The following is a 10,629-nucleotide window of genomic DNA, read 5'->3' as shown; positions in this document are numbered from 1 at the left end:
CACGGCTGCAGTGTGTCGTAAATCGTGCAGTCGCGGCGGCCGAGACGCGCCTGGAGGACATCCAATTCCAGCGTGGGCACGCACTCGCTGGAACAGCGTCACGACGCGCGGGTAGTTTAGCCGGCGACCCTCACGGCTCGCGAAGAACGCCGAGTTCGAGCCTTGGGGCATGGCCACGCAGCAGCGTCGCTTGAGGTAGGCGGCCAGCGCAGCTGCAAGTTGCTCGCCCAACGGCACAAGACGAGATTTGTAGAACTTCGTCTCGTGAACGGTCAGCACTCGCTCAGCCAGATCGACATCGCTCAGGTTCAGGCGCACGGCTTCGCCGACCCGCAGTCCACTGCCGTACAGAGTCAGGATCAGCGCCCGGTAGGTGGGAGCCTGCATTCGGCTGCACGGTGATTCGAGGACGTCTGTCGCATCGAGCAGGCGTTTCAACTCGGCTTGGGAGTACACGTAGGGGGTGATCGACGGTGGCAGCGCCGGGCGTTGATCGGGAAGCGCCGAAGCGCTCACATGACCTCGAGCCAAGGCAAATCTGTAGAGCCCAGCCAGGAGCTGATACCGCGTCGTCCAAGTAGCACTGAGATCACCTCGGCCGCGTAGGAATGTCGCCACTGATTGGGGCGTCACCGCAGCCAGCGGTCGATCACCGGTCTCGCGTGCGAACTGGTACAGCGCACGCTCACCACTACGCAGCCGCGTTCCATGGGCACGCTTGGCGGCGAGATAGTCTTTGATGAGTTCGCTCGTCTTCATTGCAGGCCCCCCAAGTCGAATTCGCCGACTTGGCGCAGACCAGCCAGGTCGACCTTGGCGTAAATGCTCGTCGAGGCCGCGCTGCGGTGACCCAAGTGATCGCCGATCTCCTTGAGCGTCAGTCCGTCGGCAAGCATCTTCGATGCGCAAGCGTGGCGCAACGCATGGGGGCCGAGGTGTGCCGCCTGCACCCCCAGCGAACGCAAGCGCCGGTTGACAACGTCGTAGATGCCCGGCGCCGAGATCGGTACACGTGGTGACCGCGTACGGATGAACACTTGCGCCTGGGCAACCGAAGGTCTGGCGGTTTCGATGTACAAGGTGAGGGCCTGCTCGACCGACGACACCAGTGGATAGATCTGCGGTTGGTGGCGCTTGAGCCTCCAGACCCGGATGTGGCCTCGCTCGCGGTCGATGTCTTCGAGACGCAGGGCGGCGACTTCGCCGCGTCGCAGCCCATAGATCGCAAGCAACAGAAGGATGGCTCGATCCCGTACATCAACCTCGGTGCTGCCTGTGGCGGTGTTGATCAACCGCTGAACGTCATGCCAGCCCAGCGCGTAGGGGAGCGTCTCGAGGCGGTAACGGCGATGGCACAGGATTGAACCGGCCAGCCTCTCTGAGCATGCGCCAGTCGAAGCAGCGTGTTTGAAGAACACGCGCAGCATCCTCGCGATGTGGCCAGCGGAGATGCGTGACCATCGCTGCGCGCCGTAGGTCACGAAGTAGGCGTCGATATCCTCGGGCTCAAGCGACTTGAGATCTCTACCCGCCTCCTTGCACCACCTTAGGAAGTTGGCCGTACGATAGCGCCACTGCTCGACTGTGCACGGTGTCAGACCTCGCTCGTCCCGCATCCACACCACGAACCGCTCCAGCACCTCGGGGAATGCAATTGGCTGCTCGGGCTGATGCCACCAGCCAATGAACTTCAGCCATGGTCGCCCAATGTTGAGCAGGCCGGCTGCCGTTTGGTCAGCAACAGGTGGCTGGTGCTTTGAGATCAGATGGCGCAATAGTTCGGCATCAACCTGGCCGTGGACGTCTGCCGGCAGCGACATGGCGAGCCTGAGCAAGGCTCTGGCCCGATTGCGCTGTGTGTGCAGCGTGGCGCCGACTGAGGCGCAGTGAAGCAGATAGCGGTGTCGCTCGTCAAACAGGGGGCCGTCACGATGACGTGCGATCGTGTCGACATCGGCGAAGAGGTTCTCGAACATGGCGGGCCTCAAAAGTGAAGAAGGGCTGCCAGCAGGTGCCGATATCTATGTTGTGTCAACCACCGCAGAATCGCGTAACCGCGTTGACGGCGTCACAGAGGACCACATATCTCGGGCCGCAACATAACCACTGAAGTCGTCACATGTGAGGCTGCCCCTCCAGTCCCCCAGGAAGCGCCGAGCATGTTCGCCCGAGCGCGATTCACAGAAGTCGTAGACGACCAGCTTGGTGTTCTCGAAGGCACCCGTGGCGTAAGCCCAGAGGTAGGCGCGGTGCGTCTTGCCATTGCCCGGTTTGAGCATGGACACCGGCGTCTCGTCGGCATGCAGCACGCGGTGCTGCAGCAGCTCGTTTCTCATGGCATCCACCAGCGGCTGCAACTGCACGCCGCAGGAGCCCACCCATTGAGCGAGTGTGGAGCGCGGGATCGCCAAACCGGCGCGGCCGAAGATCGCTTCCTGACGGTACAGCGGCAGGTGGTCCGCGTACTTTGCCACCAGCACCTGCGCCAGCAGCCCGGTGGTGGGGATGCCTTTGTCGATGACGTGAGGATCGACGGGGACTTGGGTGAGCGTCTCGCACTTCGCGCATGCCCACTTGCCCCGGATATGGCGCTCGACACTGAACACACCGGGTACATAGTCCAGCTTCTCGGCCACGTCCTCGCCCACGCGTTTCATCTGGCAGCCGCACTGGCACAGGGTGGACTCAGGCTCGTGGCGGATCTCGCGCCGCGGCAGGTTGGCCGGCAGCGGCGCGCGCTTCGGCGCCTTCTTCTCTTCCAGCTTGGCTGGTGCCTGCGCTTCCTGCAGCGCATCGATCTCCGTGGCCACGGCCGCCAGGTCGGCCTCGATCTCGTCTTCGAGCAGGCTCTTCTGTTCGGGGTTGAAGCGTTCGGATTGGGCCGCGAACTTCATGCGCTTCAAGAGCGCGTTCTCGTGCGTGAGTTTGTCCAGCAGCGCGCTCTGGTGGCGCAGCTGCGCCATGAGGCGCGTGGTCAGCTCACGCAGCTCTTCTGCGCACAGGCTCTGCAGGGATTGAGGCTCGACCACCATGGACATTCACTGTGCCAGCACTGGAATGTGCGCACCATTGGCGCATGCCCCAATTGGCAAGCACCGGTCTGCGCTTCAGAGTCAGACCACGGTGATGACACCACCGTCGCCAAGGCGCTGCCAGGGCAGGCCCAGCACCAGCGCATCGAACTGTGCGCGGGTGAGCGCGGCGGTGATTGCAGTATCACGCGGCCAGACGAACTTGCCGCTGTTGAGGCGCCGCGCTGCCAGCCACACACCGATTCCGTCGTGCACCAGCACCTTCATGCGGGTGGCTCTTCTGTTGGCGAACAGGTAGGCGTGGTGCGGTCGCGCCGCGCCGAAGACCGACACCACGCGAGCCAGCGCCGTCTCGGTGCCCGCTCTCATGTCCAGCGGCTCAGTGGCCAGCCACAGCGCATCAACCCGGATCACTTGAGCAGCTCTCGCAACCACACGGCGCACTGATCGGCCGCATCCAAGGGCCAGGTCACCGAGACGGTGGTGGCGCCACGGCACAGCTCGATGCGGATGTCCGGTGCAGGTGCGCACGCCGCGGGCGGCAGCGACACCTGAACGAATGCGGGCGCCTCCAGTGCAGGCAGCACGCTGCCATCTTGGCGGCGCCACTTGTGCACGACGTTGGCGTTGATGCCGTGCGACAGGGCAATGCCGGCCACCGAAGCGCCTGGCTCGGCGCACTCGGCAAGGATCTGCTGCTTGAGCTCGGCGCCGTACCTCCGGCGGGTCTTCTTCTTGGCTTCATTCATGGTGTCCACCTATTTGCTTGGTGGACACCATCGTTGCCGCTTAGACCAATCCCTTCAAGGGTGGGATGGCCGTGCGCTTACCGAGGATGGCCGCGCTCGTGGTGTCCAGTGCCATTGAGCCTCCGGTTTCAGGCGCGCTTGCGCGCGAGGGGCGCCACGTTGTCGTACATCTTTGAGTCCAGGTAGTCACTCCAAGCCTGCATCATCGTGGCCCGGGGTTGCAGGTAGAGAGCATGGTTGTAGCTGGCGCTGACCCGGTTGCGCTCCTGGTGGGCCAACTGCAGTTCGATGTGTTCGTGCGGCCAACCTTGTTCATGAAGCAGGGTGGAAGCGATGCCTCTGAACCCGTGGCCGGTCATTCGCCCCTTGTAGCCCATGCGATCCAGCGCCCCCAGGATCGTGTTGTTGCTCATTGGTTTCTCATGGTCCCGTTCCCCGGGAAAGAGCAGGGCACTGTGACCGGTCAGCGTATGCAGGCTGCGTAGCAGGCTCACGGCCTGTGTGGACAGCGGCACGATGTGTGGCGTCTTCATCTTCATGCGCTCCGCCGGTATGTCCCATCGGGCAGCGTCAAGGTCGAACTCCTCCCAGCGGGCACCGATGAGCTCGGACGTTCTCACAAAGGTCATCGCCATGAGCCTGATCGCCGCGCGCGTGGTGGGCGCACCCTGGTACATCTCAACTTTTCTCAACAGGGCGGGCAGCTCCTTGGCGTCGATACGAGCGTAGTTTTCTTTCTTGCGTGTGGCCAAGACATCGCTCGGGCGGATGTCTGCCGCGGGGTTTCGCATGGCCATGCCGTGAGCGATGGCATAGCGGAAGATCTGGCTGGTGGTCTGGAGGGCACGTTTGGCGATGTCCAGGGCGCCACGGCGCTCGATGGCCTTCATCATGGCCACCAGCTCGGGGGCTTCGATATCGGCAATCGGCCGGGCGCCGATCGCTGGGATCACATCGGCCTCTAGTCGTCGCCAGACGTACTCCACGTGGCTTGCACTGCGCGCCGATTTCCAGCTTTCCCACCAGGTGCGGGCGACGGCCGCGAACGAATTTTCTGAGGCCAGGCGCCGCGCGACCTTGTCGGATTTTCGCTGGGCCATGGGGTCGGTTCCGCTCGCCAGGAGTTTTCGTGCCCCGTCCCTTGCTTCGCGCGCCTGCGCTAGGGAAATGTCCGGGTACTTGCCCAAGGCCATGAGTTTTTGCTTGCCGTCGAAGCGGTAGGCCCAGCGCCAGAGTTTGGATCCCTGGGCTGTAACGTGCAGGTGCAGGCCTCTTTCGTCGGTCAGCTTGTAGGCGCGGTCCCTGGGCTTGGCTGACCGGATGGCGGTGTCGGTGAGGGGCATGGCAGATGTTGGTAGTGGCGATACCAACACGGTGCCGCCCGGATACCACGCACGATACCAACAGAAGGCCTGAGATGTAAACGGCCCTTGCGATCGGTTCTGAGACAAAAAAGCCCCGCAACACAAGGGCTGACGGGGCTTTCAGGGCTCTTGATGAAACAACTTGGGCCGTTTCGAGCTTGATACATGGCGGAGAGGGCGGGATTCGAACCCGCGGTGGGGATTAGCCCACACACGCTTTCCAGGCGTGCGACTTAAACCGCTCATCCACCTCTCCGCGAAGCCGGAGATTGTAGCTCAGCCGGTGGTGCTGCCGTCTTCTGCGCGGCGCCACGCGTGCTGTTGCAGCACTTCCAGCGGCACGTGCTGCAACGTCTTCTCGTGTGTGGCCTCCAGCACGATCGGCGGGGCCACGCCGGCCTGCAGGGCTTCAAGCCAGCGGTTGACGCAAAGGCACCAGCGATCGCCGGACTTGAGGCCGGCAAAGCGCATTTCGGGTCGGGGAGTGGTCAGGTCGTTGCCGCGCTTGCGCGAGTAGGCAAGGAATTCGGGGGTGACGCGGGCGCACACCAGGTGGCTGCCCAGGTCCTGATCACCGGTGTGGCAGCAGCCGTCGCGAAAGAAGCCGGTGAGGGGGTCGAACGAGCAGGCCTGCAGGTCGCTGCCGAGCACGTTTCGCGCAAGGTCATCCATCGGTTCAAGTTCCTTTTGCTGCGCCAGTCTGCACCATTTTCATGGCCGAGCCGATGAGTGCGGACACCTCGGTCATGTTGCTGGGCACGATGAGGGTGGTGGTGGCGTCGGCCGCGACCTTGGCGTAAGCGTCGACGGCCCTTTCCGCCACCTTGAGCTGCACCGCCTGCTCGCCACCGGGCTGGCGGATCGCCTCTGCCACCTGCCGGATCGCACCGGCCGTGGCTTCGGCCACGGCGAGGATGGCTGCGGCTTCACCTTGGGCCTTGTTGATCTCGGCCTGCTTCTCGCCTTCGGAGCGCGCGATGAAGGCCTCGCGCTCGCCGGTGGCGATGTTGATCTGCTCCTGGCGCCGGCCTTCAGAGGCGGCGATCAGGGCGCGTTTTTCGCGCTCGGCGGTGATCTGCTGCTGCATCGCGTGCAGGATTTCCTTGGGCGGGGTGAGGTCCTTGATCTCGTAGCGCAGCACCTTCACGCCCCAGTTCAGCGCGGCTTCGTCGATGGCCTGCACCACCTGGGCGTTGATGATGTCGCGCTCTTCGAAGGTCTTGTCGAGCTCAAGCTTGCCGATGACCGATCGCAGCGAGGTCTGCGCAAGCTGGGTGACGGCGACGATGTAGTTCGACGAGCCGTAGCTGGCGCGCATCGGGTCGGTCACCTGGAAGTACAGGATGCCATCGACCTGCAGCTGTGTGTTGTCGCGCGTGATGCAGACCTGGCTGGGCACGTCCAGCGGGATCTCCTTCAGGCTGTGCTTGTAGGCCACCTTGTCGATGAAGGGCACCAGGAAGTTCAGGCCCGGCGCGAGCGAGGCGTGGTACTTGCCCAGGCGCTCCACGACCCAGGAAGTCTGCTGCGGCACGATCTTGATGGCACGCGTGATGAAGATGGCCGCGATGACGAAGAGCAGGATGGCGATTTCCATGGTCGGGTACTTGTTTGTGTGCGGGGAAGTGGGAACTCAGGCTTTCTCGACCAGCAGGCGGTTTCCCACCAGCTCGGCCACGCGGTAGCTGCCGGGAACGGGCGCGTTGCCGGTGCGTTGAATGACCGTCCATTGCGCGCCACGGTATTTGATGGTGGCCGTGCCGTCGGGGTTCCACTGATCGATCTGAACGATTTCACCGACGTCGAGGTTGACGCTGCGCAAGCTGCGCACCGACGGGTCACCCGGTTGGCGGCGCGAGCGCCAGTACCAGCCGGCCACGGCGGCTGCGCCCACCAGCGCGGCGGCGATCAGTTGCCCGGCCAGTGGCAACCCGGCATGTGCCGCCAGGGCGCCTGCGGCCATGCCCAGCGCCAGCATGAGCAAGTAGAAGGTGCCCGTCAGCAACTCCACCGCCACCAGGGCGCCTGCGAGCAACCACCACCATGTCGAATCGGCCATGCGGCTCACCGTCCTTTCGATCAAGCGGCGCCACCCGGCGCCCGTGAGCGCATTCTGCGCCAAAGCGTCTGCTGCACTGCGGCAGCGACACGGGATTTCCGTACACTTGCGCGCTTCGCTGGAGAACCGCATGAAATTCCGCTTTCCCATCGTCATCATCGACGAGGACTACCGCTCCGAGAACACCTCGGGTCTGGGCATCCGCGCGCTGGCGCAGGCCATCGAAAGCGAGGGCATGGAAGTGCTCGGCGCCACCAGCTATGGCGACCTGTCGCAGTTTGCGCAACAGCAAAGCCGCGCCAGCGCCTTCATCCTGTCGATCGACGACGAGGAGTTCACCCAGGGCCCCGACCTCGATCCGGCGGTGCTCAGCCTGCGCACCTTCATTGAAGAGGTGCGTCGCAAGAACGCCGATGTGCCGATCTACATCTACGGCGAGACCAAGACCAGCCGACACCTGCCCAACGACATCCTGCGCGAGCTGCACGGCTTCATCCACATGTACGAGGACACGCCGGAGTTCATGGCGCGTCACATCATCCGCGAGGCGAAGAGCTACCTCGAAGGCATCCAGCCGCCGTTCTTCAAGGCGCTGCTCGACTACGCGGAGGACGGCTCGTACTCCTGGCACTGCCCGGGCCACTCGGGGGGTGTTGCGTTCCTCAAGACGCCGGTGGGCCAGATGTTCCACCAGTTCTTCGGCGAGAACATGCTGCGCGCCGACGTCTGCAACGCGGTGGAAGAACTCGGCCAGCTGCTCGACCACAACGGCGCCATCGGTGCCAGCGAGCGCAATGCGGCGCGCATCTTCAACGCCGACCATTGCTTCTTCGTCACCAACGGCACCAGCACCAGCAACAAGATGGTGTGGCACCACACGGTGGCGCCGGGCGACGTGGTGCTGGTCGACCGCAACTGCCACAAGTCGATCCTGCACAGCATCATCATGACGGGGGCGATCCCCGTCTTCCTCAAGCCCACGCGCAACCACTTCGGCATCATCGGCCCGATCCCGCAGAGCGAGTTCGAGATCGAGGCCATCCGCGAGAAGATCCGCGCCAACCCGCTGCTGGCGGGTGTGGACGCCGACACCGTCAAGCCGCGCATCCTCACCATCACGCAAAGCACGTACGACGGCGTGCTCTACAACACCGAGGCCATCAAGCAGATGCTGGATGGCTACGTGGCCAATCTGCACTTCGACGAGGCCTGGCTTCCGCACGCGGCCTTCCACCCTTTCTATGGCAACTACCACGCCATGGGCAAGAAGCGGGCGCGGCCGATGGAGTCGGTGGTGTATTCCACGCAGTCGATCCACAAGCTGCTGGCCGGCATCAGCCAGGCCAGCCACGTGCTCGTGCAGGACTCGCAGAACGTCAAGCTCGACCGGCACCTGTTCAACGAGTCGTACCTGATGCACACCAGCACCAGCCCGCAGTACGCCATCATCGCCAGCTGCGACGTGGCCGCGGCCATGATGGAGCCGCCGGGCGGCCGGGCGCTGGTGGAGGAAAGCCTGCTCGAGGCGCTCGATTTCCGCCGCGCGATGCGCAAGGTCGAGGCCGATTTCGGCAAGGACGACTGGTGGTTCCAGGTCTGGGGCCCCGAGCACCTGGCCGAGGAAGGCGTGGGCGAGGCAAAAGACTGGGTGCTCAACCGCCAGCGCGATGGCCACGACACCGAGCAGGACTGGCATGGCTTTGGCGACATGGCGCCGGGCTTCAACATGCTCGACCCGATCAAGGCCACCATCGTCACGCCCGGCCTCAAGCTTGATGGCAGCTTTGGCGAGAGCGGCATCCCGGCCTCCATCGTCACCAAGTTCCTCGCCGAGCACGGCGTGGTGGTCGAGAAGACCGGGCTCTACAGCTTCTTCATCATGTTCACCATCGGCATCACCAAGGGCCGCTGGAACACGCTGCTGACCGCGCTGCAGCAGTTCAAGGACGACTACGAGAAGAACCAGCCGATGTGGCGGATCATGCCGGAGTTCTGCGCCAAGCAGCCCCGCTACGAGCAGATGGGCCTGCGCGACCTGTGCCAGCACGTGCACACGCTCTACGCGCGCCACGACATCGCGCGCCTGACCACCGAGATGTACCTGAGCGATCTCACGCCGGCCATGAAGCCGAGCGAGGCGTTTGCGCACATCGCGCAGCGCACCACCGAGCGCGTGCCCATCGACGCGCTCGAGGGCCGCATCACCACCAGCCTGGTCACGCCGTACCCGCCGGGCATCCCGCTGCTGATCCCGGGTGAGGTGTTCAACCGCAAGATCGTGGACTACCTCAAGTTCAACCGCGAGTTCGCGAGTGCGTGCCCGGGCTTCGAGACCGACATCCACGGTCTGGTCGAGGTGGCGGACGACAGCGGTCGCAAGGCCTACTTTGCCGATTGCGTGAAGGCTTGACGCGGCTGCCGGTGCGCGTGAGGCCGGGGCTGCTGCGGCGCGGCCTGGCGGCCGCGCTGTTCCTGGCGCTGGCGTGGCCCGCTCTGGTCGCTGCACCGGGCACGGCCGCTGCAGCGCCGGCGGTGATGCTGGCCAAGGTCTATCGCCCGGGCGTGCCCCTTCACGCTTACTGGGTCAGCGAGAAGTACGACGGCCTGCGCGCCTTCTGGGATGGCCGGCAACTGCTCACACGCGGCGGTGAAACCATTGCCGCCCCGGCCTGGTTCACCGCGCAATGGCCCACCGAACCTCTGGACGGTGAGCTCTGGGTCGGTCGCGGACGGTTCGAGGAAGCCCTGTCCACGGTGCGCCGGCAAACGCCCGACGACGAGGCCTGGCGGCGCGTGCGCTACATGGTGTTCGACATGCCGGCGCATCCGGGCACTTTCACCGAACGCATCGCGGCGTATCACGCCCAGGTACGCCGCATCGGCCAGCCGTGGGTGCAGGCCGTGCCGCAAGACCGGGTGGCCAGCCACGACGAACTGATGGCGCGGCTGGACCGCGTGGTGCGTGAGGGCGGCGAGGGCCTGATGCTGCACCGCAGTGATGCGCCTCACCGCGCGCTGCGCAGCGATGACCTGCTCAAGGTCAAGACCCACGAAGACGCCGAGGCCCAGGTGATCGGGTACGTACCGGGCGCTGGCCGCCACGCGGGTCGATTGGGCGCATTGCTGGTGCGCACGCCCGAGGGGCTGCGTTTCAAGCTGGGCACCGGCTTGAGCGATGCGCAGCGCGACGACCCGCCCGCCATCGGCAGCTGGGTCACCTACCGATTCCGCGGGCTCCACGAAAGTGGCCTGCCGCGCTTTGCCAGCTTCATGCGCGTGCGACCCGACGCGCCCTCTCGCTAGGTGTTGAGTTGCAATAGGTTATTCCCACCGAGGCGGGAAGCCGGAGGGCGATGACCGAGGGCCGAATGAGGCCTGCGGGTGTTGTAGTAGCTCAAGAAGGATGGAAGCCAGGCGGTGCGCTC

Annotated in this window: 11 protein-coding genes, 1 tRNA gene and 1 pseudogene; 2 read left to right on the top strand and 11 right to left on the bottom strand. The window is 64.6% G+C overall.

What is annotated here, in order from left to right:
- The 10 genes and pseudogenes from M3149_RS22095 to M3149_RS22050 all read right to left on the bottom strand — a co-directional run.
- The coding region (locus tag M3149_RS22095; RefSeq protein ID WP_251711524.1) for a tyrosine-type recombinase/integrase at nucleotides 1-759 on the bottom strand (759 nt) is incomplete at its 3' end.
- Nucleotides 756-1,976, bottom strand: a complete 1,221-nt coding sequence (locus M3149_RS22090; protein WP_251711523.1) for a tyrosine-type recombinase/integrase — start codon at nucleotides 1,974-1,976, stop codon at nucleotides 756-758. The genes M3149_RS22090 and M3149_RS22095, both read right to left, overlap by 4 nt.
- A gap of 114 nt (nucleotides 1,977-2,090) precedes the next feature.
- Nucleotides 2,091-3,029, bottom strand: a pseudogene (gene tnpC, locus M3149_RS22085) (IS66 family transposase); the annotation flags it as partial.
- Between the two features lie 84 nt (nucleotides 3,030-3,113).
- Nucleotides 3,114-3,446 (bottom strand): IS66 family insertion sequence element accessory protein TnpB, encoded by a 333-nt coding sequence (gene tnpB, locus M3149_RS22080; protein ID WP_251711522.1) that lies wholly within the window; start codon nucleotides 3,444-3,446, stop codon nucleotides 3,114-3,116.
- Nucleotides 3,443-3,781, bottom strand: a complete 339-nt coding sequence (gene tnpA, locus M3149_RS22075) for an IS66-like element accessory protein TnpA (RefSeq protein ID WP_251711521.1) — start codon at nucleotides 3,779-3,781, stop codon at nucleotides 3,443-3,445. The genes tnpB and tnpA overlap by 4 nt, the downstream gene beginning before the upstream one ends.
- 128 nt (nucleotides 3,782-3,909) lie before the next feature.
- Complete coding sequence (locus M3149_RS22070) at nucleotides 3,910-5,124, bottom strand: tyrosine-type recombinase/integrase (protein WP_251711520.1); 1,215 nt, start codon at nucleotides 5,122-5,124, stop codon at nucleotides 3,910-3,912.
- A gap of 187 nt (nucleotides 5,125-5,311) precedes the next feature.
- Nucleotides 5,312-5,401, bottom strand: a tRNA-Ser gene (locus M3149_RS22065).
- 20 nt (nucleotides 5,402-5,421) lie between these two features.
- Nucleotides 5,422-5,817 carry a DUF2237 family protein gene (locus M3149_RS22060; RefSeq protein ID WP_251711519.1) on the bottom strand — a complete coding sequence of 132 codons (396 nt, stop codon included), beginning with the start codon at nucleotides 5,815-5,817 and terminating at the stop codon, nucleotides 5,422-5,424.
- A 4-nt stretch (nucleotides 5,818-5,821) separates the two neighbouring features.
- Entirely contained in the window at nucleotides 5,822-6,742 is a 921-nt protein-coding gene (locus tag M3149_RS22055) for an SPFH domain-containing protein (protein WP_251711518.1), read from the bottom strand.
- Between the two features lie 36 nt (nucleotides 6,743-6,778).
- Nucleotides 6,779-7,204 (bottom strand): NfeD family protein, encoded by a 426-nt coding sequence (locus M3149_RS22050; protein ID WP_251711517.1) that lies wholly within the window; start codon nucleotides 7,202-7,204, stop codon nucleotides 6,779-6,781.
- A gap of 130 nt (nucleotides 7,205-7,334) precedes the next feature.
- Here M3149_RS22050 and M3149_RS22045 point away from each other — a divergent pair, with 130 nt between their 5' ends.
- The gene (locus M3149_RS22045) at nucleotides 7,335-9,614 is read left to right on the top strand and encodes an arginine/lysine/ornithine decarboxylase (protein WP_251711516.1); all 2,280 of its coding nucleotides are present in this window, start codon (nucleotides 7,335-7,337) and stop codon (nucleotides 9,612-9,614) included.
- Nucleotides 9,615-9,643: 29 nt separating this feature from the next.
- Nucleotides 9,644-10,507, top strand: a complete 864-nt coding sequence (locus M3149_RS22040; RefSeq protein WP_435370778.1) for a DNA ligase — start codon at nucleotides 9,644-9,646, stop codon at nucleotides 10,505-10,507.
- Here M3149_RS22040 and M3149_RS22035 read toward each other — a convergent pair.
- A partial coding sequence (locus M3149_RS22035; protein ID WP_251711062.1) for an integrase core domain-containing protein occupies nucleotides 10,504-10,629 on the bottom strand: 126 nt, incomplete at its 5' end. The two genes, M3149_RS22040 and M3149_RS22035, sit on opposite strands and share 4 nt — an antisense overlap.

Origin of the sequence: Hydrogenophaga intermedia (assembly GCF_023715105.1) — a bacterium.
GTDB classification, from domain to species: domain Bacteria; phylum Pseudomonadota; class Gammaproteobacteria; order Burkholderiales; family Burkholderiaceae_C; genus Hydrogenophaga; species Hydrogenophaga intermedia_A.
Note: the sequence above shows the minus strand (reverse complement) of the source record. Positions and strands in the feature narration are given on the sequence as shown.